The 22,048-nt window shown below is 70.7% G+C and carries 19 protein-coding genes; 10 read left to right on the forward strand and 9 right to left on the reverse strand.

All coding sequences use genetic code 11. The features are described 5' to 3' along the window. Positions 1–25: 25 nt before the first annotated feature. The 5 genes from SSPN_RS0105510 to paaI all read right to left on the reverse strand — a co-directional run bounded on the left by SSPN_RS0105510 (position 26) and on the right by paaI (position 4,593). Entirely contained in the window at positions 26–997 is a 972-nt protein-coding gene (locus SSPN_RS0105510) for a phytoene/squalene synthase family protein (RefSeq protein WP_010692806.1), read from the reverse strand. Between the two features lie 91 nt (positions 998–1,088). Then, on the reverse strand, positions 1,089–1,721 hold the full coding sequence (locus tag SSPN_RS0105515) for a hypothetical protein (protein WP_010692807.1): 633 nt from the start codon (positions 1,719–1,721) through the stop codon (positions 1,089–1,091). A 469-nt stretch (positions 1,722–2,190) separates the two neighbouring features. Continuing rightward, entirely contained in the window at positions 2,191–2,838 is a 648-nt protein-coding gene (locus tag SSPN_RS0105520) for a TetR/AcrR family transcriptional regulator (RefSeq protein ID WP_010692808.1), read from the reverse strand. 13 nt (positions 2,839–2,851) lie between these two features. Continuing rightward, positions 2,852–4,195: a phenylacetate--CoA ligase PaaK gene (gene paaK, locus SSPN_RS0105525; RefSeq protein ID WP_010692809.1), complete on the reverse strand. Its 1,344-nt coding sequence runs from the start codon at positions 4,193–4,195 to the stop codon at positions 2,852–2,854. Next, positions 4,192–4,593, reverse strand: a complete 402-nt coding sequence (gene paaI, locus SSPN_RS0105530) for a hydroxyphenylacetyl-CoA thioesterase PaaI (RefSeq protein ID WP_044573431.1) — start codon at positions 4,591–4,593, stop codon at positions 4,192–4,194. The genes paaK and paaI overlap by 4 nt, the downstream gene beginning before the upstream one ends. Before the next feature lie 244 nt (positions 4,594–4,837). Between paaI and paaZ the strand changes: the two genes are divergently transcribed. From paaZ to paaE, 6 genes are read left to right on the forward strand one after another with little or no spacing between them, the layout of a single operon-like run. Further along, positions 4,838–6,880: a phenylacetic acid degradation bifunctional protein PaaZ gene (gene paaZ / locus SSPN_RS0105535; protein WP_010692811.1), complete on the forward strand. Its 2,043-nt coding sequence runs from the start codon at positions 4,838–4,840 to the stop codon at positions 6,878–6,880. Beyond that, complete coding sequence (paaA, locus tag SSPN_RS0105540; RefSeq protein ID WP_010692812.1) at positions 6,877–7,848, forward strand: 1,2-phenylacetyl-CoA epoxidase subunit PaaA; 972 nt, start codon at positions 6,877–6,879, stop codon at positions 7,846–7,848. Before paaZ ends, paaA begins: the two co-directional genes overlap by 4 nt. Next, positions 7,845–8,156, forward strand: a complete 312-nt coding sequence (paaB, locus tag SSPN_RS0105545) for a 1,2-phenylacetyl-CoA epoxidase subunit PaaB (RefSeq protein ID WP_010692813.1) — start codon at positions 7,845–7,847, stop codon at positions 8,154–8,156. Before paaA ends, paaB begins: the two co-directional genes overlap by 4 nt. A 10-nt stretch (positions 8,157–8,166) precedes the next feature. Then, positions 8,167–9,057 (forward strand): 1,2-phenylacetyl-CoA epoxidase subunit PaaC, encoded by an 891-nt coding sequence (gene paaC, locus SSPN_RS0105550; protein WP_010692814.1) that lies wholly within the window; start codon positions 8,167–8,169, stop codon positions 9,055–9,057. Continuing rightward, positions 9,051–9,569 (forward strand): 1,2-phenylacetyl-CoA epoxidase subunit PaaD, encoded by a 519-nt coding sequence (gene paaD, locus SSPN_RS0105555; RefSeq protein ID WP_010692815.1) that lies wholly within the window; start codon positions 9,051–9,053, stop codon positions 9,567–9,569. Before paaC ends, paaD begins: the two co-directional genes overlap by 7 nt. 1 nt (position 9,570) lies before the next feature. Then, positions 9,571–10,689 carry a 1,2-phenylacetyl-CoA epoxidase subunit PaaE gene (gene paaE / locus SSPN_RS0105560; RefSeq protein ID WP_010692816.1) on the forward strand — a complete coding sequence of 373 codons (1,119 nt, stop codon included), beginning with the start codon at positions 9,571–9,573 and terminating at the stop codon, positions 10,687–10,689. A 94-nt stretch (positions 10,690–10,783) separates the two neighbouring features. Here paaE and ku read toward each other — a convergent pair whose 3' ends face one another. From ku to selA, 3 genes are all read right to left on the reverse strand, one after another. Further along, the gene (ku, locus tag SSPN_RS0105565) at positions 10,784–11,749 is read right to left on the reverse strand and encodes a non-homologous end joining protein Ku (RefSeq protein WP_010692817.1); all 966 of its coding nucleotides are present in this window, start codon (positions 11,747–11,749) and stop codon (positions 10,784–10,786) included. An 81-nt stretch (positions 11,750–11,830) separates the two neighbouring features. Continuing rightward, positions 11,831–13,651: a selenocysteine-specific translation elongation factor gene (gene selB / locus SSPN_RS0105570; protein ID WP_010692818.1), complete on the reverse strand. Its 1,821-nt coding sequence runs from the start codon at positions 13,649–13,651 to the stop codon at positions 11,831–11,833. Beyond that, positions 13,651–14,940 carry an L-seryl-tRNA(Sec) selenium transferase gene (selA, locus tag SSPN_RS0105575; RefSeq protein ID WP_010692819.1) on the reverse strand — a complete coding sequence of 430 codons (1,290 nt, stop codon included), beginning with the start codon at positions 14,938–14,940 and terminating at the stop codon, positions 13,651–13,653. Before selA ends, selB begins: the two co-directional genes overlap by 1 nt. 279 nt (positions 14,941–15,219) lie before the next feature. Here selA and SSPN_RS0105580 point away from each other — a divergent pair, with 279 nt between their 5' ends. Further along, on the forward strand, positions 15,220–15,852 hold the full coding sequence (locus tag SSPN_RS0105580) for a pyridoxamine 5'-phosphate oxidase family protein (protein ID WP_010692820.1): 633 nt from the start codon (positions 15,220–15,222) through the stop codon (positions 15,850–15,852). A 167-nt stretch (positions 15,853–16,019) separates the two neighbouring features. Here SSPN_RS0105580 and SSPN_RS0105585 read toward each other — a convergent pair whose 3' ends face one another. Further along, on the reverse strand, positions 16,020–16,682 hold the full coding sequence (locus SSPN_RS0105585) for a TetR/AcrR family transcriptional regulator (protein ID WP_010692821.1): 663 nt from the start codon (positions 16,680–16,682) through the stop codon (positions 16,020–16,022). 131 nt (positions 16,683–16,813) lie between these two features. Here SSPN_RS0105585 and fdh point away from each other — a divergent pair, with 131 nt between their 5' ends. From fdh to nrfD, 3 genes are read left to right on the forward strand one after another with little or no spacing between them, the layout of a single operon-like run. Continuing rightward, positions 16,814–20,089, forward strand: a complete 3,276-nt coding sequence (gene fdh / locus SSPN_RS0105595; protein WP_143539642.1) for a formate dehydrogenase — start codon at positions 16,814–16,816, stop codon at positions 20,087–20,089. A gap of 4 nt (positions 20,090–20,093) precedes the next feature. Beyond that, complete coding sequence (locus SSPN_RS0105600) at positions 20,094–20,954, forward strand: 4Fe-4S dicluster domain-containing protein (RefSeq protein ID WP_010692824.1); 861 nt, start codon at positions 20,094–20,096, stop codon at positions 20,952–20,954. Continuing rightward, positions 20,951–21,862, forward strand: a complete 912-nt coding sequence (gene nrfD / locus SSPN_RS0105605) for an NrfD/PsrC family molybdoenzyme membrane anchor subunit (protein ID WP_010692825.1) — start codon at positions 20,951–20,953, stop codon at positions 21,860–21,862. Before SSPN_RS0105600 ends, nrfD begins: the two co-directional genes overlap by 4 nt. Positions 21,863–22,048: the final 186 nt, after the last annotated feature.

A 22,048-nucleotide genomic window follows, 5' to 3' on the forward strand; every position in this document is an offset into this window, starting at 1 on the left:
TTCGCGTACCCGGTGCGAGCGGTTGTCACACGTTGGTGCGACGGGAGAGGAGGCGCGCTGCGACGACCGCGCCGAGAGCACCTGCGGCGACCTCCAGGCGGCGCGGGCCGGAAACCGCGAGCCGTCGCCGGAACACGTCGTACCCGGACTCCACGATGCGGTCGAGGATCTCGCCGTACAACGTGAACGCGGTGCGCACGCACGGCCGCGACCAGGGGGCGAGCAGGGCGATGCCAGGTTCCGCGGCCCGGTACTTCGAGCGGGTGCGGGCGACCTGGTCGGCGAGCGCCCGGCGCACCGGGAGGTCTGGCCGGCCGGCCTCCCGGCACCAGACGAGCCGCTCCTGGTCGACGCCGAACACCGCCAGTTCCTCCAGCGGCAGGTAGACCCGGCCGCGGTCGAGGTCCTCGCCGACATCGCGCAGGAAGTTGGTGAGCTGGAAAGCACCGCCCAGCGCCGCGGCGTAGGGCTCGGCCTCGCCTGCCGGGCACACCGTGCCGAATACCGGGAGCAACTGGAGGCCGATCACCGCCGCCGAGCCGTGGATATAGGCGTCCAGTGCAGCCCGCGTCGGGTACGAGCGGACGGTCAGGTCCATCCGCATCGAGGCCATGAAGTCGGTGAACAGCGTCGGGTCGATGTGGTGCCGGGCGACGGTGTCGACGAGCGCGGCGAGGATCGGGTGTTCGCTGTTACCGGCGCGCAGACCGGCTCGCAGCTTGTCGTCCAGTTGGTCCACTGCCTGCTGCCGGTCCCGGACCGTGCGCGACTCGTCGGTGTCGTCGACGATGTCGTCCACCCACCGCGCGAAGCCGTACAGCGCGTGCACTGCGGGCCGTTGCGCCGGGGCCAGCAGCCGGGTCGCGAGGAAGTAGGTGCGGCCGTGCGCGGCGTTGAGCACCCGGCACCGCTGGTAGGCGGGGCGCAGATGCGGCTGGACGCCTGCGGCGTCGAGCTCGCGGCGCGCCGCCGCCCGCGGCCAGGTGCCCGTGTCCATACCGGGAATCTCAGCACACGGAGTGCGCGAGCGTGCGTACGGTGGGCATCCGCGGTGAACCCGGTCACTACCACAGTCCGATTAGGACGCTTCAGCCGAGCCCGCTCTCGGCGAGGGCCTCGTCGAGCCCGTCGAGCAGGACCACGCCGAGGGTGTTCGCAACCGAGCCGGTCGCCAGCTCGCTGCGGAGCCGGTAGGCGAGCAATCGCACCCGGCGCGGGTCCGGCCGGTCCTGCCGCGCGGCCTCGCGCAGCCGCCGTGCGATCAATTCGATCTCGGCGGTGTCGCCGTAGCGGGCGTGCACCGTCGGTAGCGTGAGGAGCACGACCTTGGCCACCCGGGTCAGCCCGGTGAAATCGGGGCTGGGAGCGGGTGCCGGCGAAGGCTGGGCGGGCACCACCGGTGCCGGGGGCTCGTCGAGCAGCGCGACCGACTGCGCCCGCGCCCACGAACCGATGTCCCCGCCGTGCCGGCCGGCGCAGATCAGCCCGGAGCCGGTCAGGCCGGCGCGGGCGGGTGCGCCCTGCTGTCCGGTTCCGCTGGTGGCGATCAGCTCCTGGTCCCGCAGCGTCCGCACGACTTCGGCGAGTTCGGCCCATGACGGCTGCAGCGTCGCGGCCTCGGCCGCCGGGCTGTCGAAGAAACCCGCGACCTCGGGCCGGAATCGGTCGTCCTCGTAGAGGTAGCGGAGGAAGGCGCGAGCGAGCGACTCAAGCCGTGACACGGTTGGCCTCCAGGTTGCTCGTCCAGGGTGCAGGGCGAGGGGGAGGGCGGACCCGGGTCCTGCCGAAGACCGCAGAACGCACCGGCGCGCAGCCGGTTTCGGAATCATGGTTGCCGCTGTCCCCAGTTTCAGCGGATCCGCCATGCGACCGCCGGGTTGCGGTCGGTCACATCGCAGCAGCGTAAGCGGACCCTGGCCGTGATCGCAGGGGTCTTTTGTCACCCACAAGTTGGGGATTGCGATGCCAGGGTGTAACTGTCCATTGTGTTCAATGTCGGCACAATCCGCGCCACTGCGCAGAAAGGGGCTGGAGTGACGCGGGGGACCGCCGACCGCGACCACATCCAACGCCGCGACCGACGGCCGGTCGCGCGTTCGGAACCCCCTGCATTCCACGCGCGCCGCAGGCGCTCCAGACGGCGTGGTCGAGACCCGCGTGGATGATCGTCATGCCGGGAGTTCCAGAAATTTATCCCGCGCGAGATCCGGAATCGCCGGGCGAGTGCTCGTCGGCGCTGGTCCGCAGGCCGTCGAAGGCGATCTTGGTGACCGCGTCGGCGAGCTGCGAGGCCCGCAGGCCGCGGCTGGGCTTGTACCACTCGATGATCGAGTTGACCATGCCGAACAGCAGCCGGCTGGTCAGTGCCGGGTCGACGTCCGGCCGGATGCTGCCCTCCGCCTCGGCCTGCTTGACGAGGTCACTGACCACCTGGTCGAATTCGCGGCGCCGGGTCAGCGCCTGCCGCTCAACCTTGGTGTTGCCCCGCACCCGCAGCAGGAGCGTGACGAACGGCAGTTCGTCGACGAGCACCTCGATGCTGCGCCGGACCACGTGCTCCAGCCGGTCGATGGTCTTGCCGGTGGTCGACGCCTCTTCCTCGGTGACCGCGAACAGCGCGTCCAGCGCCCGGTTGACGCTCAGCCGCAGCAGTTCGTCCTTGCTGGACACGTGGTAGTAGATCGCCGACTTGGTGATGCCCAGCCGGCGGGAGAGGTCCTCCATGCTGGTGCCCTCGTAGCCGCGCTCGTTGAACACCCGGACGGAGACGTCCAGCAGCCGACCGAGGTCGTAGCCCGGCCGACCCCGGCGATTCGCGCGCCTAGCGTTCCCCGACATGGCTCGCAGTATTTCAGCCTGCGGATCCGGATTCGCGGCGGTCCACGAGGCGGCACAGCTTGCCCACCGATCGCTCCAGCGTGTCCGGATCCACCACGGTGACCTCGGTGCTGATGCCGACGCCCTCCTTGATCGCGCGGACCAGCTCGGCGCCGGCCGGATCCCGGCGGTCGCCCGGGCAGTCGGTGCGGGCCTCCACCCGAACCGTCATCCGGTCCATCCGGCCCTCGCGGGTGAGCACCAGCTGGAAGTGCGGCGACAGGCCGTCGGTGCGCAGCACCAGCTCCTCGATCTGGGTGGGGTAGACGTTGACGCCGCGCAGGATGATCATGTCGTCGCTGCGGCCGGTGATCTTGGTCATCCGCCGCATCGGCCGGGCCGTGCCGGGCAGCAGCCGGGTCAGGTCCCGGGTGCGGTAGCGGATGACCGGCATGGCCTGCTTGGTCAGCGAGGTGAACACGAGTTCGCCCTCGGTGCCGTCGGGCAGCACTGCCTCGGTGAACGGGTCGATCACCTCGGGGTAGAAGTGGTCCTCCCAGATGTGCAGCCCGTCTTTGGTCTCCACGCACTCGTTGGCCACGCCGGGGCCCATCACTTCGGACAGGCCGTAGATGTCGACCGCGTCGATGTCCAGCCGTTCCTCGATCTCCTGCCGCATCTGCTCGGTCCACGGCTCGGCGCCGAAGATGCCGATCTCGAGCGAGGTGCTGCGCGGGTCGATGCCCTGCCGCTCGAACTCGTCGATGAGGGTGAGCATGTAGGACGGGGTGACCATGATGATCTCGGGCCGGAAGTCCTGGATGATCTGCACCTGCCGGGCGGTCATCCCACCGGAGGCCGGGATGACGGTGCACCCGAGCCGCTCGGCCCCGTAGTGCGCGCCGAGCCCGCCCGTGAACAAGCCGTACCCGTAGGAGACGTGCACCTTGTGGCCCGGCCGCCCGCCCGCGGCGCGGATGGAGCGCGCCACCACATCGGCCCAGGCGTCCAGGTCCTGCTCGGTGTAGCCGACGACGGTCGGCTTGCCCGTCGTGCCGCTGGAGGCGTGCAGCCGCCGGACCTGATCCATCGGCACGGCGAGCAAGCCGAACGGGTAGTTGTCCCGCAGGTCCTGCTTGGTGGTGTGCGGGAACTTCGCCAGGTCGGCCAAGCGCTGGCAGTCCGCCGGCCGGACGCCCGCCGCGTCGAACTTGCTGCGGTACAGCGGCACGTTCTCGTAGGCGTGGTGCAGGGTGCGCTGCAGGCGTTCCAGCTGCACCGCGGCGAGTTCGTCGGCGGAGTACCGCTCGGCGGGGTCGAGGTCGGCCGGATCCGGCGCGGTTCCGAGCCGGCGCGGCGCGCCCGTCGTCGCTGTCATGGCTTAGCTCCTTCGGGCTGGTGTTCGGGTGCGCCGTTCAACGAGCGGCTGTGGCCCCGGAATTCGGCGATCAGCTCGTCACCGCGGTGCACGGACACGTCGTAGATCCCGCTGCGGCCGAACCGGGTTCGTTCCTCGGCGCGGGCGACCAGCAGGTCGCCGCCGCGGGCGGGGCGGATGAAAGTGATGTCCGCGCGTGCCGCGACCGTCGTCGGTCCGTGGCTGTTGCAGGCGCAGGCGAAGGTCGTGTCGGCCAGCAGGAAAATGTAGCCGCCGTGGGCGATCCCGTGGCCGTTGACCATCGCGTCGGTGATCCGCATCCGGGCCTGGGCGAATCCGCTGCCGGTCTCGACGAGCTCGATGCCCAGCGCCTGCGAGGCGCGGTCGTCGTCGAACATGGCCTGAGCCGGGTCGCGCGTCGTCGTGCCGGGCTCCTGCACTGGGTCACCACCTCGTAACCGAACGAACAGTCGGTAATTAATCCTGTGTCGCGTGATCCTGTCAAGGGTTCCCGGCGAAGCTGGTCCCCCTGGCTCGGTAAAGCAGAATTTAGCTGCATCAGGTGGTGCGCAACAGTCTTGACGAGTGCTACTTTTTCGAACGAACGGTCAGTTAAAGAACCAGTCGGAGGAGGTCGGGCGAATGGCTGCCCTGCGAAGCTACGTCAACGGCGACTGGCACGCGCCGTCGGACAACGGGGTGCCGTTGCACGATGCGGTGACCGGTGAGGAGGTCGCGCGGGTCTCCTCGGCGGGGATCGACATGGGCGCGGTGCTGGCGCACGGGCGCAGCCGGGGCGGCCCGGCGCTGGCGGAACTGACGTTCCACCAGCGCGCCGCGCTGCTGAAGAGCCTCGCCTCGCACCTGCGCGAGCACCGCGAGGAGCTGTACGCGCTGTCGGCCCGCACCGGCGCCACGCTCGGCGACTCCAAGTTCGACATCGACGGCGGCATCGGGGTGCTGTTCGGCTACTCCAGCAAGGGCCGCCGGGAACTGCCCAACAGTACGGTTTACGTCGACGGCGCCCTCGAGCCGCTGAGCAAGGGCGGCACGTTCGTCGGGCAGCACATCTGCACGCCGCTGACGGGCGTCGCGGTGCAGATCAACGCGTTCAACTTCCCGGTGTGGGGACCGCTGGAGAAGTTCGCGCCCGCCTTCCTGGCGGGGGTGCCCAGCCTGATCAAACCGGCCAGCCAGACCGCGTACCTCACGCACCGGCTGGTGGAGCTGATGGTCGCCTCCGGGCTGCTGCCGGACGGCTCGCTGCAGCTGGTCTGCGGCAGCGTCGGCGACCTGTTCGAGCACCTCACCGACCAGGACCTGGTGTCGTTCACCGGCTCGGCCTCGACCGGCCAGCGGTTGCGCGCCCACCCGGTGGTGGCGGCGAACTCGGTGCGGTTCAACGTCGAGGCCGACTCGCTGAACTGCTCGATCCTGGGCCCGGACGCCGCGCCGGGCACCGACGAGTTCGCCCTCTTCGTCAAGCAGCTGGTCACCGAGATGACGGTCAAGGCCGGGCAGAAGTGCACCGCGATCCGGCGGGCGCTGGTGCCGGCGAACCTGATCGACGAAGTGGTCGCGGCCGCCAAGGAGCGGTTGGCGAAGGTAGTCGTCGGCAACCCCGCCTCGCCGGAGGTCCGGATGGGGGCGCTGGCCAGCCTGGAGCAGCGCGAAGAGGTGCGGCGGTCGCTGAAGGCGCTGCTGGAGGCCGGAACACTGGTGCACGGAGACCCCGGGCGGGTCGACGTCGTGGACGCCGACGCGGAGCGTGGTGCGTTCCTGCCGCCGCTGCTGGTCCGATGTGACGACCCGGACCAGCCGCAGCCGCACGAGGTCGAGGCCTTCGGCCCGGTCAGTACGGTGATGCCGTACGAGACTGCGGCGCAGGCCGTGGAGCTGGCGCGCCGCGGCAAGGGCAGCCTCGCCGGTTCCGTGGTGACCGCCGACGCGGAGTTCGCGCGCGAGGTGGTGCTGGGCGCGGCATCGCGGCACGGCCGGATGCTGGTGCTCAACCGGCACAACGCCGGCGAGAACACCGGGCACGGGTCGCCGTTGCCCGCGCTGGTTCACGGTGGACCGGGGCGCGCCGGTGGCGGCGAGGAGATGGGTGGCGTTCGTGGCGTGCTGCACCACATGCAGCGGACCGCGGTGCAGGCCGACCCGGCGACACTGACCGCGATCACCGGGCAGTGGGTGACCGGAACTCCCCGCAACATCACCGAAAAGCACCCGTTCCGCAAGCACCTCGGCGAACTGCGCATCGGTGACACGGTGGTCGCCGGGCCGCGCACCGTGACGCTGGACGACGTCGAGCACTTCGCCGAGTTCACCGGCGACACCTTCTATGCGCACACCGACGAGGAAGCGGCGCGGGCCAACCCGTTCTTCGACGGCCGCGTGGCGCACGGCTACCTGGTGGTGTCCTTCGCCGCCGGGCTGTTCGTGGATCCCGGCCCGGGACCGGTGCTGGCCAACTACGGCCTGGAGAACCTCCGGTTCCTCACGCCGACCTACCCTGGTGACGAGATCACCGTGACCATGACCGCTAAGCAGATCACTCCGCGGGTCGGCGCCGAGCACGGCGAGGTCCGCTGGGACGTGGACGTGACCAACCAGGACGGCGCCTCGGTGGCGAAGTACGACGTGCTGACGCTGGTGGCCAAGCGACCGGAGGAGCAGGGGTGACCAAGACGACCACGGCGGACCGGCTCGACGACGCCGAGCTGCAGCGGCACTTCGAGGAGCGGATCGCGCACGACCAGCGCATCGAGCCGCGGGACTGGATGCCCGAGGGCTACCGCAAGACCCTGGTGCGGCAGATCGCCCAGCACGCGCACTCCGAGATCATCGGCATGCAGCCGGAGGGCAACTGGCTGACCCGCGCCCCGAGCCTGCGGCGCAAGGCGATCCTGCTCGCGAAGGTGCAGGACGAGGCGGGGCACGGGCTCTACCTGTACTCCGCGGCCGAAACTCTCGGGGTGGACCGCTCGGAGCTGACCGAGAAGCTCATCGACCGGCGGCAGAAGTACTCGTCGATCTTCAACTACCCGACGCTGAACTTCGCCGACATCGGCGTCATCGGGTGGCTGGTCGACGGGGCGGCGATCTGCAACCAGGTGCCGCTGTGCCGCAGCTCCTTCGGTCCTTACGCGCGGGCTATGGTGCGGATCTGCAAGGAGGAATCGTTCCACCAGCGGCAGGGCTACGAGCTGCTGATGACGATGATGCGCGGCACCGCGGAACAGCGGGAGATGGTGCAGGACGCGACGAACCGCTGGTGGTGGCCGTCGCTGATGATGTTCGGCCCGCCGGACGGCGACTCGCCCAACACCCAGCAGTCTATGGGGTGGCGGATCAAGCGGCACACCAACGACGAGCTCCGGCAGAAGTTCGTCGACATGACCGTGCCGCAGGCCGAGGCGCTCGGCGTCACGGTGCCCGACCCGGCGCTGCGCTGGAACGACGAGCGTGGGCACTACGACTTCGGCGAGCCGGACTGGTCCGAGCTCAAGCAGGTCATCGCCGGGGACGGGCCCTGCAACGAGGAGCGGTTGGCCCGGCGCCGGGCCGCGCACGAGGAAGGGCAGTGGGTGCGGGACGCGGCAGCGGCCCACGCCGCCATGCAGGCCACACGGGAGGAGGCTGCGCGATGAGTTCGGACGCCGAGACCGGTGCACCGCGGTCCTCGTGGCCGCTGTTCGAGGTTTTCGTCCGCGGGAAGCGGGGTTTGAACCACGTGCACGTGGGCTCGCTGCACGCCGCAGACGAGCAGATGGCGCTGCACAACGCCCGCAACCTCTACACCCGCCGCAACGAGGGCGTGAGCATCTGGGTGGTGCGGGCGGACGCGATCACCGCGTCGAGCCCGGACGAGAAGGACCCGTTCTTCGCGCCCAGCGGCGACAAGGTGTACCGGCACCCCACGTTCTACCGCATCCCCGACAACGTTCCGCACATGTGAGGTCGGCCTGATGTCGTTCGACAACGCCTACGAGGCGCTGACCGCCGCGGAGTCCGACAGCGAGTCCCGCTGGGCATTCGGCACCGGCTTCGACGATCCGCTGTCCGGAATGGACACCACGCTGCCGGACGGCGTGGACGGCGCCGCGTTCGCCCGGTACTGCCTGATGCTCGGCGACGACGCGCTGATCGCCTCGCAACGGCTGACCGAGTGGGTCACCAACGCGCCGGAACTGGAGGACGAGCTGGCGCTGGCCAACATCGCGCTCGACCTGCTGGGCCAGGCGCGGCTGCTGCTGGCCCGCGCCGGGCAGGCCGACGGCAGCGGGCGCGGCGAGGACGAGCTGGCGTACTTCCGGGACGAGCGGGAGTTCCGCAACGTGCGGCTGGTCGAGCCGCCCAACGGCGACTTCGCGCACACCATCGCCCGGCTGCTGGCGTTCTCGACATGGCGCCTCGCGCTGTTCGCCCGGCTCGCCGACTCGCGCGATCCGGTGCTGGCGGCAATCGCGGCCAAGGGCGCCAAGGAGTTGGCCTACCACCGCGAGTACACGGCACAGTGGACGGTCCGGCTCGGCGACGGCACCGAGGTGTCGCACGCGCGGATGCAGCAGGGGCTCGACGCGGTTTGGCCGCTGGTCGACGAACTGTTCGTGCCGAACGCGACCGACCGGGAGATGGTCGCGGCCGGCGTCGGCACCGACCCGGCGCAGGTGCGCGCCGAGTTCGACGACGTGCTGGAGCAGGTCGTCGCCGCGGCCACCTTGCAGCGACCCGAGGCGTCGGCGCTGGCCAGGGTGGCCGAGCAGACCGGCCGGGACGGCATCCACACCGAGCATCTGGGCGACCTGCTCGCGGAGATGCAGAGCCTGGCCCGAGCGCACCCGGAGGCGACATGGTGACGAGCACGAAGCCGGACCTCCGGCACGCCCGGGCGGTTGCCGAGTCGGTCACCGACCCCGAGTTGCCGGTGCTGACACTGGCCGACCTCGGGGTCCTGCGCGACGTCGAGCTGGCCGGGGACGGGAAGGTCGTCGTGTCGATCACGCCCACCTACTCGGGCTGCCCGGCGATGCGCGAGATGCGCGCGGACCTCAGCAACCGGCTGAGCGAGGCCGGTTTCGCCGACGTCGAGGTGTGCACCGTGCTGGACCCGCCGTGGACCACCGACTGGATCAGCCCGGCAGGGCGGCAGAAGCTCGCCGAGTACGGCATCGCCCCTCCGGGGGCCGCTCCGCAGCACGCTGCCGGCCCGGTGCCGCTGACGCTGACCCCGCCGCGGTCCCGGGTCCGCTGCCCGCAGTGCGGTTCGCCGGACACCGAGCAGGTCTCGCAGTTCGGCGCGACCGCGTGCAAGGCGCTGCGCCGATGCCGCTCGTGCCACGAACCTTTCGAGCACATCAAGGAGATCTGACGTGGTCCGTCCCGCCCCCGTCGACGCACCCGAGGCCCCCGCACCGGAGCGGACCGGCCGTCGTCGCACGTTGTTCCACCCGCTGCGGGTCAGCCACGTGGAGCGGCTGTGCGAAGACGCGGTCGCCGTCAGCTTCGACGTCCCACTGGAGCTCGCCGAGGATTTCGCCTTCAAACCGGGCCAATCGCTGACGCTGCGCCGCGGGGTCGACGGCCGCGAGGAGCGCCGGTCGTACTCGATCTGCGCCCCGCACGGCGCAACGCCCCGGATCGGCGTGCGCCACGTGCCGGGCGGGTTGTTCTCCAGCTGGCTGGTGCAGGAGGTGCGGCCCGGCGACGAGATCGAAGTGCTGCCGCCGACGGGCAGCTTCACCCCGGACCTGACGACGCCCGAGCGGCACGTGTGCATCGCCGCCGGATCGGGGATCACGCCCGTGCTGTCCATCGCGGCGTCGGTGCTGCGCGAGACGGACGCGACCGTCACGCTGCTCTACGGCAATCGGCGCAGCGACACAGTGATGTTCGCCGACGAGCTCGCCGACCTGAAGGACCGCTACCCGACGCGGCTGGAGCTGGTTCACGTGCTCTCGCGGGAACCACGCGAGTCGGAGCTGTTCACCGGCCGGTTGGACGCGGCGAAGATCCGGGCGATGCTGTCCACACTGGTCGAGGCCGACTCGGTGGACCAGTGGTGGCTGTGCGGGCCGTTCGGCATGGTCAGCGATGCGCAGGACGTGCTGCGCGAAAGCGGCGTCGCGAACGAACGAATCCACCAGGAGCTGTTCTACGTCGAGGACGTGCCGCCGGAACCGGCGCGCCACGAGGAGCCGACGGTGGAGGGGCCGACGAGCGAGGTCACGGTGGTGCTCGACGGCCGTTCGACGCCGATGTCGCTGCCCCGCGACGTCCCGGTCCTGGACGCCGCCCAACGGGTCCGCCCCGACCTGCCGTTCGCCTGCAAGGGCGGCGTCTGCGGAACCTGCCGGGCGAAGGTCACCTGCGGCGAGGTCCGCATGCGCCGCAACTTCGCCCTGGAGGAATCGGAAGTGGCGGAAGGCTTCGTCCTCACCTGCCAATCGCTGCCGACCACCGACACGGTCACGGTCGACTTCGACGCCTGATGACGTGCCCGGCCACCCGTGTGGGACCGCAGGACCGGACCGCTCAGGTGCACCGTCCCCGCTGGCAGACCGTCCCAGGTGGTGTGCACTGTGGTCAGGAGGCCTTGCGGGAGCGGCGGCCGTCGGTGCCGGTGGGCTTCTCCGTCGCCTCGGCGACCGCCTTCTCGAGTTCGGCCCGCTTCATCTTGGAGCGGCCCTTGATACCCAGCCGTTTGGCCCGGTCGTCGAGCTCGGCCTTGCTCAGCTCCGAAAGGTTCTCCTCGGCTCGCGCGGGCTTGCGGCCCTTGCGCGCCTCGTCGACGCTGCGCCGCAGCGCCTCGGTCAGGTCGATGACGTCCGTCGGCTTCGGCGGTGCCTCGGCCGCCTCCACCTCGCCGCCGCGCGCCTTCTCCGCCAGCAGGTCCTCGACCTTCACGGTGTAGGTGTCCTCGTACTGCTCCGGTTCCCACGGCCCGCTCATCGACTCGATGATCGTGGTCGCCATCTGCAGCTCCTTCTCCGACGGCTTCGCCTGCTCGCCGTCCTCTCCGACCAGCTCGCCCGGATCGCGGACTTCGTCGGCGAAGAACAGGGTGTTCAGCGCCAGCACGTTGTCGTCGGCGCGCACCGCCGTGAGGTATTGCTTGCCCCGCAGCACGAAGGTCGCGATTCCCGCTTGGCTGGTTTCGTGCATCGCCCGGCGCAGCAGGTTGTAGGGCCGGAAGTGCTCCTTGCTGTTGGGGGCCAGCCAGTAGGTCTTCTGGAAGTGCACGGGGTCGATCTCGGTGATGTCGACGAAGGTCGTGATGTCGATGGTGCGGGAGCGGCCGGGGGCGATCTCGTCGAGTTCGGACTGCTCGACGGTGATGACCCCGCCGTCGAACTCGCGGCCCTTGACGATGTCGTTGTAGCCGACTTCTTTGCCGGTGCGTTCGTTGACGCGCTTGTAGCGGATCCGGTCGGTGGTCCCGCGCTCGTACTGGTGGAACTGGATCGTGTGGTCCTCGGTCGCTGCGTAGAGCCCGACCGGGATGGTGACGAGGCCGAAGTTGATCGAGCCGGTCCAGATCTTCCGCGGCATGGCTGCCTCCCATCGCCCCGGCGCCCGAGCGCCACCGGTGTTCACCATGCGGTGGTGGGCGCAAGATCGCAGAATTCCTGCTCATCGCCGTGGCGTCGAGTCGCTCCCGGTATTTCCCGGAGCCGGGGGTGGAGAAACAACGCGATGTGTGCCGTCGGCCAGCCGTTGCGTCCGGCCGCGGCGAGCGAGCAGTTCCAGCAAGGGAACCGCAACCCGGCGCGACGTGTCCAGCGCCTGCCTGGCCTGGCTGAGGGTAAACGGCTCGGGCAGCTGCGCCAAGCGCGGAACGGCCGCTTGTTCGGCGTCCGGCAGGAGCACCAGGCCCGGGGCCAGGCGCAGTAGTGCGCCCGCGTGCGCGGCGGCGGCAAGTTCCTTGTCGCCGATGGCCAGTTCGGCGAGTTCGTCGGCGGTTGGGGCTTGGTACGGGTGGTCGATGAGCGCCCGCCGGATCGTTTCCACCGCGCGCCGCACGCGTTCGGGGAGCGGGGTTGGCCCCTTGTGCAGCCGTCCGTCCGACAGGGAGACACCGGCGGCTTCGGCGATCGGGGGCAGCAGAGCAGGATCGGGCAGGGCCAGGGCGCGGCGTGCGGCCTCGGCGGGCATGCCGGCTTCCAGCGGGTTCGTCTTGTGGTGCTGCGCCAGCAACTCGTCGAGGCGAGTGCCGAGTTCGTCGCGGTGCGCCTCGTCCAGCAGCCACCGCCCGGGCCCGGGCGGTGTGGCGCCCATCGCGCGAAGGTCGTCGGCTCGGATCAGGCCCCGTCGCCGCAACTCGGCCGCGCCGTCGGGGCGGCCGTCCAGGGTGTCCAGTTCGGCCGCTCGCGCACGGGCCGCGCCGCGCCTGGTCAACTGCGGCGGGCGGACATCGAGCACCACGAGCCCCCCGCAGATGCGCCGACTTCCAGGATCTCGCAGCAGCGCTCGGTCGCCGATGCGGAGGGGCAGCGCGGTGCGCAATGCCAGCCGCGCCGTGTCATGGCCGAGCGGCCGGACGCGCACCCCGACCGCCGCCGCACCGATGTGCAGCACCAGGTCGCGAGGTAGGCGTGGTGTCGCGCCGGTTCCAACGGAAGTCGGCGAGGTCGCGTGGCGGATCCGGACGTCGAGGACATCGGTGGTAAGCCAGCGGTCCGGGGTCAGCAGCGCGTCGCCGCGCCGCACCTGGTCGAGGTCCACGCCGCGGAGGTTGACCGCCACTCGCGCCACAGCACCGACCTGGTGTTCGGACGATCCGAGCGCCTGCAGGTCGCGGATCTTCACATCCACGCCGGCGGGGTGCAGCTGGAGCCGGGCATCTTTGCGGAGGGTGCCTGCCGGAAGCGTGCCGGTCACGACCGTTCCAGCGCCGCGGATGGTAAACGCGCGGTCCACCCAGAGCCGCACATCAGCATCCCGGTCGGCTGCGGGCAGCCGGTGGATGAGCTCGTCGATCAGGTGCCGCAGTTCGCCCAAGCCGGCTCCGGTGCGGCCGCTGACGTGCACGGTCGGGATGTCGGCCAGCGTGGTCGCGCGGAGCCGGTCGCGGGCCTGTTCGGCGGCGGCGCAGGGGGCGGCCAGGTCGCAGCGGGTCACGACGAGCAGGCCGTGCCGCACGCCGAGTGCGTTCAAGGCGTCCAGGTGCTCGCCGGACTGCGGCATCCAGCCCTCATCGGCTGCGACGACGAACAGCACAGCGGGCACCGGACCGATGCCGGCGAGCATGTTCGGCACGAAGCGCTCGTGGCCGGGCACGTCTACGAAGGCGGCGGTGCATCCGTCGGGCAGCCGGGTCCACGCGAACCCGAGGTCGATGGTCAGGCCCCGGCGGCGTTCCTCCGCCCAGCGGTCCGGTTCCATGCCGGTGAGCTTGCGGATCAGCGTCGACTTGCCGTGATCCACGTGCCCGGCGGTGGCGATGACGTGCATCAGTCCACCGCCAGCACCGCGCGACGCAGGTCGTTGTCGTGTTCAGGGGAGATCGCGGCCAGGTCCAGCAGGCAGCGATCGCGTTCGGTGCGGGCGAGGACCGGCGCGCAGCCCTCGCGCAGGAGCTTCGCGAAGCGTTCGGGGAGCACGACCGCCGCGCTGGGCAGCGCGACATCGGGCGCGCCGCCACCGCCGACCGTCGCCTCGCTGCGTTGCACCGAGGCCGGGACGCCAGCCGCGTTGAGTGCATCCGCGAGCCGTTCGGCGCGGATCAGCAGTTGCGCCTGGTCTTGGCGCAGCCGCTGCGCGGTCGGCGTGCTCGGGCCGCGAAGGGTGGCTTCCAACGCGGCGAGGGTGAGCTTGTCGACGCGCAGCGCGCGGGCCAGCGGATGCCGCCGAAGCCGGTGCACGATCTCGGCGCTGCCCAGCAGCAGGCCCGCTTGCGGCCCGCCGAGCAGCTTGTCCCCGCTGGCGATGACCAGATCCGCTCCGTCGGCAAGCGTCGTGGTCGCGTCGGGTTCCTGTGGCAGGGCCGGATGCGGGTGCAGCAGTCCCGAGCCGATGTCGACCACCACCGGCGCCTCGAGTTCGCGCAGCGCGGAGACCGGGACGGCAGCGGTGAAGCCGCGGATCACGAAGTTCGACGGGTGCACCTTGAGGACGAAGCCGGTGTCCGGGCCCAGCGCCGACCGGTAGTCGTCCAGCCGGACCCGGTTGGTGGTGCCGGCCTCGCGCAGCCTCGCGCCCGTGGCGGTGAGTAGCTCGGGAATGCGGAATCCGTCCCCGATCTCGACCATTTCGCCGCGCGCCAACACGATTTCGCGGCCTTGGGCGAGTGCGGTCGCCGCGAGGGCGAGCGCTGCGGCACCGTTGTTGACCACGTGCGCGGCCTCCGCGCGTGGCACGGCGGCTAGCAGCGCCGCGATGGCGGCGGCACCACGCGGGCCCCGCCGGCCGGTGTGCAGGTCGAGTTCGACGTTCGTGGTTCCGGCGGCCTGCTGCAGGGCGTGGATAGCCGCATCCGAAAGCGGTGCGCGCCCGAGGTTGGTGTGCAGCAGCACGCCGGTCGCGTTGAGCACCGGCCGGATGCTCGACGCGGAACCCGGCAGCGCGGCCAGGGTTTCGGGGACGACCCGCTCCGGCTCGATCTCGCCATTGCGGGCGCGCTCCTGCGCCATGTGCACGGCATGCTTGATCAGCCGGTGGCCCAGCCGCGCGGTCGCGGCGGCCACCTCGGGATCGGCCAGCACCCGGTCGGTGCCGGGCACACGCCGCCGCGGATCGGCCATGACCGGACTATAGGACTGTTTCCGGGCTCGTTTCGGCTGGTGCACGCGCGAGACGGGAACCGGTGACGAGATCGCATACCTGCCCGGCAGTTCATGAGCAGCGCTGACCCGGCCGCCCCGACCTTCCGGTGCTGGGCAACGGACCGGATCGTGCCCGACCTCTGAGCGCTCGTACGCCCGCCGCTGCCCGGCGCAGGTGCCTGGGGAGACGAAAACAACTCTCGACGGGCCTTCGAGGTGGCTTATGGTTCGGGTGGGAGAACAATCTCGGGGAGAGCCATGCAACTCACCGGCCTGGTGGAGATCACGTCGGTCGACGAACTGCGCGATGTCATCGGCGAGCCGTTGCAGCACGTCGTGGACAAGGAGCGGACCGAGCTGCACGAACTGGACCGGCAGTGGCTGGCCGCTTCGCCGTTCTGCCTGATCGCCACCTCCGGTGCGGACGGATCGTGCGACGTCTCGCCCAAGGGCGACCCGGCCGGGTTCACCCTGGTGCTTGACGACCGGACGATCGCCATCCCGGACCGCCCGGGCAACAAGCGCGCCGACGGATTCGTCAACGTGCTGTCGAATCCGCACGTCGGCTTGATCTACTTCATCCCGGGCCGCGGCGACACGCTGCGCATCAACGGACGGGCGCGGCTGGTGCGGGAGGCCCCGTTCTTCGGCGAGATGGTGGTTCGCGGCCACCGGCCGAAGGTCGCGCTGCTGGTGGAGATCGAGCAGATCTTCCACCACTGCTCCAAGGCGTTCATGCGGTCGGGGCTGTGGGACAACGGCACCTGGAACCCCGACGCGGTGCCCAACCGCGCCCGGCTGGCCAAGCAGCTCGACCGGCCCAACGACTCCCTGGCTGAGCTGGAGCGCTACTACGGCCCGACCTACGGCGCCACGACGCTCTACGGCTAGAGCGGGCGCTCTACGGCTAGAGCGGCCAGCGCTCGTGCGTGCGCACGACCTGCCGCAGTTCTTCCACCCGAGCCGCCGAGCGCGGCATGAACCCGGCCGTCTACACCGAGGCGATGTTCGGCGGGCGGCGAGGCGATGTTCGGCGGTCGACAAGGTCTGCAAGGGACTCATCCTGCATCCTTGATCGCTGAACCGACCACGTCGGCGGCCTGCGCGAGGCCGCCCGCCGTCTCGTCGAGCACCTGGGCGAGGATCTCGCGCAGCGGCGTGCCGTCGGTGCAGACCAGCCAGCTGTGCATGGCCGAACCGAAACAGCTCATCAAAACGATCGACCAAGCGACCGTGCGCGGATCGTCGGTCCCCGTGCCCGACCGCTCCGCGACCAGGTCGGCCATGTCCTGGACCGAGCGCTGCTTGATGAGGTACATCTCGTAGTCGCCGGCATCCTGCGGGCTGTCGAGCAGCTCGGCGCGCATCAGGTGCTGCGCGCGGTCGAGCTCGGCGCGTTCGGCCGCGTCGAGCAGCGCCGCGGCCAGCGAGCGCATCGGGTGTTCGCTGGCGGGCCGGCTGGCCAGCACCTCGCGCATCCGCTCCGCGTCCAGGGCCGGTTCGCCGAACAGCACGGCGTCCTTGCTGGGGAAGTGGCGGAAGAACGTGCGCGGCGCGATGTCGGCGGCCTCGGCGATCTGCTCCACCGTGGTGTGGGCGAAGCCCTGCTCGGCGAACAGCCTCAGGGCCGCCGCCTCGATGGCCGCGTGGGTACGCATCGTCCGGCGGTGGCGGCGGTCCTGGGGTTTGGAAGCGGGATTGGGCGCCGCGGCGGCCGTCATACCTGCCAGATTCGTCCCAGCTCAGGCCCGGGTCAAGCGCGTTGCGAGCAGCGCTGAACTTGCACCACCCCGGCACCGGGTTTCTCCTGGAGACCGGGAGCCGCACTCCCCCCCCCCAAGGAGAACGCGAGATGGTCGAGTGGTTGCGCTGGCCGGTGGTGCGCCAGCTGACCGGGACGGACCCGCTGGGCAGGGGCCCGGCCGCCCGGTCGCGGCGCACCGATGAGCGGCGGGCGCGCACCGAGGATGCGGACTCGGTGGTCCGGTCGGTGTGCCCATACTGCGCGGTGGGCTGCGGCCAGCGGGTCTTCGCCCGGGACGGGGCTGTAACCCAGGTCGAGGGCGATCCCGATTCGCCGATCAGCCGCGGGCGGTTGTGCCCGAAGGGCTCGGCCAGCCGCGAACTGGTGACCTCGCCGCTGCGACAGGCGAAGGTCCGCTACCGGCGCCCGCACGGCACCGCGTGGGAGGACCTCGACCTCGACACCGCGTTGGACATGATCGCCGACCGGGTGCTGGCCACCCGGGCCGCCACCTGGCAGGACGCCGACGCCGATGGCCGGCCGCTGCGGCGCACGATGGGCATCGCGAGCCTCGGAGGAGCGACCCTCGACAACGAGGAGAACTACCTCATGAAGAAGCTCTACACCGCCCTCGGCGCCATCCAGGTGGAGAACCAGGCGCGCATTTGACACTCCTCCACCGTGCCCGGTCTGGGCACCTCGTTCGGGCGCGGCGGCGCCACCACGTTCCAGCAGGACCTCGCCAACGCGGACTGCATCCTCATTCAGGGGTCCAACATGGCCGAGGCGCACCCGGTCGGCTTCCAGTGGGTGATGGAGGCCAAGCGGCGGGGCGCCACGATCATCCACGTCGACCCGCGGTTCACCCGGACCTCGGCGCTGGCACACCGGCACGTCGCGCTGCGCGCGGGCAGTGACATCGCGTTCCTCGGGGCGCTGATCAACTACGTGCTGACCAACGACGCCTACTTCCACGACTACGTGGCGACCTACACCAACGCCCCGATGATCGTCAGCGAGGACTTCCGCGACACCGAAGACCTCGACGGCGTGTTCTCCGGCTTCGACGCCGAAACCGGCACCTACGACACGACGACCTGGCAGTACGAGGGAAGCACCGCGGTCCCGTCGGTCGGCAGCCACGGCCCGGAGAGCACGCCGCCCACGACGGCGCACGAACGCGAGCGCGACGCCAGTCGGCCGGAGCGCACCGGATCAGGCGGCCCCGTCTACCACGGCCGCGCCGCCACCGACCCGACGCTGCAACACCCCCGCTGCGTTTTCCAGCTGCTCAAACGGCATTACGCCCGCTACACGCCGGAAGTGGTGGAGGAGGTGTGCGGGGTGCCGCGGGCGGACTTCCAGTGGGTCGCCGAGCAGCTGGTGGCCAACTCCGGCCGGAAGCGCACCACGGCCATCGCCTACGCGGTCGGCTGGACGCACCACACCGTGGGTGTGCAGTACATCCGTGCCGCCTCGATCCTGCAGTTGCTGCTGGGCAACATCGGCCGGCCCGGCGGCGGAATCCTGGCCCTGCGCGGGCATGCCAGCATCCAGGGCTCCACGGACATCCCGACGCTGTTCAACCTGCTGCCCGGCTACATCCCGATGCCGCACGCGCACGTCGACTTCGATCTGGACACCTTCGTCGCCTCGGACGAACTCGCCCGCGGCTACTGGGGGAACATGCGCTCCTACCTGGTCAGCCTGCTCAAGTCCTGGTGGGGCGAGCACGCCACGGCCGACAACGACTTCTGCTTCGACCGGCTGCCGCGCCTGACCGGCGACCACGGCACCTTCCAGACCACGATCGACCAGATCGAAGGGCGTTGCAAAGGCTACTTCGTCGTCGGCGAGAACCCGGCCGTGGGCACCGCGAACGCCCGCCAGCAGCGGATGGGCCTGGCCAACCTGGACTGGCTCGTGGTGCGCGACCTCAACCTGATCGAGACTGCCACCTTCTGGAAGGACGGGCCGGAGATCGAGACCGGGGAGATGCGCACCGAGGACATCGGCACCGAGGTGTTCTTCCTGCCCGCCGCCGCGCACACCGAGAAGGACGGCACCTTCACCAACACCCAGCGGCTGCTGCAGTGGCACCACAAAGCCGTCCCGCCGCGAGGGGATCAGCGCAGCGACCTGTGGTTCTTCTACCACCTGGGGCGGCGGGTCCGGGAGAAGCTCCAACCGCAGGGCGAGCGAGACCGCGCGCTGCTGGAGCTGACCTGGGACTACCCGACGGAAGGCGACATCGAGGAGCCGAGCGCGGCCGCCGTGCTCCAGGAGATCAACGGCTTCGACGCCGACGGCAACCCGCTGTCGTCCTACACGCAGCTGCGCGCGGACGGTTCGACGCGCTGCGGCTGCTGGATCTACTGCGGAGTCTTCGCCGATGGGATCAACCAGTCGGCCAGGCGGCGCCCCGGCCGGGAGCAGTCGTGGGTAGCGCCCGAGTGGGGCTGGGCATGGCCGGCCAACCGGCGGTTGCTCTACAACCGCGCATCGGCGGATCCGGCCGGCCGGCCGTGGAGCGAGCGCAAGGCTTACGTCTGGTGGGACGGCGAGCTCGGCGAGTGGACCGGCCACGACATCCCGGACTTCGACAAGGGCAAGCGCCCGGACTACGTGCCCGACCCGGAGGCCACCGGCCCGGAGGGCATCGCGGGCACCGAGCCGTTCATCATGCAGAGCGACGGCCGGGGCTGGCTATACGTCCCAGTCGGTCTGGTCGACGGCCCGCTGCCGGTGCACTACGAACCGCAGGAATCGCCGCTGCAGAACCGGATCCACGACGGCCAGCAGCGGAATCCGGCGCGGCAGGTGTTCTCGCGGCCGGAGAACCGGTACCAGCCCAGCGGCGCCGAACCCGGCAGCGAGGTCTTCCCATACGTGTTCACCACGTTCCGGCTCACCGAGCACCACACCGCCGGCGGCATGAGCCGGTGGCTGGCGCACCTGTCGGAGCTGGCTCCGGCGATGTTCCTGGAGGTATCCCCGGAGCTGGCGGCCGAACGCGGGCTGCGCCACCTGGACTGGGCGACCGTGGTCACGGCCCGCAACGCGATCGAGGGCCGCGTCCTGGTGACCTCCCGGATGCGGCCGCTGCGCCACGGCGAGCGCACAGTCCACCAGATCGGCATCCCGTGGCATTGGGGACCCAACGGGCTGACCGTCGGCGACGCGGCCAACGAGCTGATCAACGTGGCGCTGGACCCGAACGTGCACATCATGGACAGCAAGGCGGGCAGCTGCGACATCCGCCCGGGCCGCCGCCCGCGAGGCCCGGCGCTGATCCGCTACGTCGAGGAGTACCGCAGGCGCGCCGGGATCACCGAGCGCACCGGCACGGAGCACGCCGACAGCCCGAGACTCGGAGGGGAGTGAGGTCGTGGATTCGAACCGGTTGAGCGGCCCGCTGGCGGATCCGGCGGGGGAGGCGGGTTACCCGTCGGACCACCCCGACCGAGTCGGCTTCTTCACCGACACCAGCGTGTGCATCGGGTGCAAGGCGTGCGAGGTCGCTTGCAAGGAGTGGAACCTGCTGCCCGAGGACGGCCTCGACCTCACCGGGATGTCTTACGACAACACCGGCGCGCTCGGCGCGACTACCTGGCGGCACGTGGCCTTCGTGGAACAGCACGGGTCCACTGTGGACCTGGGGATGCCGGGCATGGGCGAGGACCAGGTGCGCTGGCTGATGTCCTCGGACGTGTGCAAGCACTGCACGCACGCCGCATGCCTGGACGTCTGCCCGACCGGGGCGTTGATCCGCACCGAGTACGGGACGGTGTTGGTGCAGGACGACGTTTGCAACGGCTGCGGGTACTGCGTACCGGCCTGTCCGTACGGGGTGATCGACATCCGCCCGGACACCGGCGGCGCGGCCAAGTGCACGATGTGCCAGGACCGGCTGGGCGCCGGGCTCATGCCGGCCTGCGCCACGGCGTGCCCGACGGAGTCCATCCAGTACGGTCCGCTCGACGAGCTCCGCGACCGCGCCGAGCAACGCGTCGCGGAACTGCACGACCAGGGCATCACCGAAGCCCGGCTCTACGGCCACGACCCGGCCGACGGGGTCGGCGGCGACGGTGCGTTCTTCCTGTTGCTGGACGAGCCCGAGGTATACGGGCTGCCGCCGGACCCGGTCGTGACGACGCGCGATCTGCCCTCGATGTGGCGGCATGCGGCGGGTGCGGCGCTGACCGCCGCGGCGGTGATCGTCGGGTGTTTCGTCGGGGGCAAGCGGTGAAGCGCGGCGACCGGCTGATGGTGCCCGAGGCGGAGTTCCGGTCCTACTACGGCCGGCCGGTGCTCAAGCAGCCGGTGTGGAAGGTGCCGGACGTGCCCGCGTACCTCTACCTCGGCGGGCTGGCCGGGGCGTCGTCGACGATGGCGCTGTGCGCAGACCTCACCGGTCGTCGCCGGCTCGCGCGTTCCGGGAGGTTGGCCGCGGCGGTGGGGGCGACGGCCAGCGTCGGGGCGTTGATCCACGACCTCGGCCGCCCCACGCGGTTCCTGAACATGCTCCGAGTGCTGAAGCCGACCTCGCCGTTGAGCATCGGTTCCTGGATCCTGGCGCCGTTCTCGGCTTTGTCGGGTGCGGGTGTGGCCAGCGAGCTCACCGGGCGGCTGCCTGCGCTGGGCCGGGCGGCGGCCACCACGGCCGGGGTGATCGCGCCCGCGATGACGACCTACACCGCAGTGCTGCTGGCCGATACGGCGGTGCCGGGCTGGCACGAGGCCTACCGCGAGCTGCCCTTCCTCTTCGCCGGGAGTGCGGTGTCGAGCGCGGGAGCCGTGGGCATGCTCGCCGCGCCGGCCGAATCGGGTCCGGCCCGCCGGATGGCCGTGGCCGGGGCGGCGCTGGAGTTCGCGGCGGGACGGAGCATGCACCAGCGGATCGGCGTGGTCGACGAGGTGTACCGGCAGGGACGCGCGGGCGCGGTGTGGCGGGCGGCCCGCGTGCTGACCGGCCTCGGCGCGGGCGCGGCCCTGTTCGCCGGGCGCAGCCGACCTGCGGCGATCGCCTCGGGGCTGTGCTTGACGGCCGGGGCCGTCGCGACGCGGTACGCCATCTTCGAAGCCGGCCGCGCTTCGGTCAGCGACCCCCGCTACACCGTCGTTCCCCAACGCGATCGCCTCGAAGCGCGCCGTTGAACGCATGCTCGGCCTCTTCGCCTTCGCGGCCACAGCAGTTAACTAGCTCTGTGAGTTCAGTGTAAATCGAAATTAATCTCGGTCGAGTGCGGTGGATCATGGTGTGCTGCGAACCTCCGGAAAAGTGGTTAGGTTAGGCTTCGTTAAAGTGTTGGTCGTCGCGCCGACGAGTACAGATCCGGAGTT

It is taken from the genome of Saccharopolyspora spinosa NRRL 18395, from assembly GCF_000194155.1.
In the GTDB taxonomy this organism is placed as follows: domain Bacteria; phylum Actinomycetota; class Actinomycetes; order Mycobacteriales; family Pseudonocardiaceae; genus Saccharopolyspora; species Saccharopolyspora spinosa.

What these genes read in the sequence shown, in the direction of transcription:
- SSPN_RS0105510 (WP_010692806.1), bottom strand. Translation starts at nt 997, where the DNA reads ATGGACACGGGCACCTGGCCGCGGGCGGCGGCGCGCCGCGAGCTCGAC.
- SSPN_RS0105520 (WP_010692808.1), bottom strand. Translation starts at nt 2,838, where the DNA reads ATGTCGGGGAACGCTAGGCGCGCGAATCGCCGGGGTCGGCCGGGCTAC.
- paaK (WP_010692809.1), bottom strand. Translation starts at nt 4,195, where the DNA reads ATGACAGCGACGACGGGCGCGCCGCGCCGGCTCGGAACCGCGCCGGAT.
- paaI (WP_044573431.1), bottom strand. Translation starts at nt 4,593, where the DNA reads ATGTTCGACGACGACCGCGCCTCGCAGGCGCTGGGCATCGAGCTCGTC.
- paaZ (WP_010692811.1), top strand. Translation starts at nt 4,838, where the DNA reads ATGGCTGCCCTGCGAAGCTACGTCAACGGCGACTGGCACGCGCCGTCG.
- paaB (WP_010692813.1), top strand. Translation starts at nt 7,845, where the DNA reads ATGAGTTCGGACGCCGAGACCGGTGCACCGCGGTCCTCGTGGCCGCTG.
- paaC (WP_010692814.1), top strand. Translation starts at nt 8,167, where the DNA reads ATGTCGTTCGACAACGCCTACGAGGCGCTGACCGCCGCGGAGTCCGAC.
- paaD (WP_010692815.1), top strand. Translation starts at nt 9,051, where the DNA reads ATGGTGACGAGCACGAAGCCGGACCTCCGGCACGCCCGGGCGGTTGCC.
- ku (WP_010692817.1), bottom strand. Translation starts at nt 11,749, where the DNA reads ATGCCGCGGAAGATCTGGACCGGCTCGATCAACTTCGGCCTCGTCACC.
- selB (WP_010692818.1), bottom strand. Translation starts at nt 13,651, where the DNA reads ATGCACGTCATCGCCACCGCCGGGCACGTGGATCACGGCAAGTCGACG.
- selA (WP_010692819.1), bottom strand. Translation starts at nt 14,940, where the DNA reads ATGGCCGATCCGCGGCGGCGTGTGCCCGGCACCGACCGGGTGCTGGCC.
- SSPN_RS0105580 (WP_010692820.1), top strand. Translation starts at nt 15,220, where the DNA reads ATGCAACTCACCGGCCTGGTGGAGATCACGTCGGTCGACGAACTGCGC.
- SSPN_RS0105585 (WP_010692821.1), bottom strand. Translation starts at nt 16,682, where the DNA reads ATGACGGCCGCCGCGGCGCCCAATCCCGCTTCCAAACCCCAGGACCGC.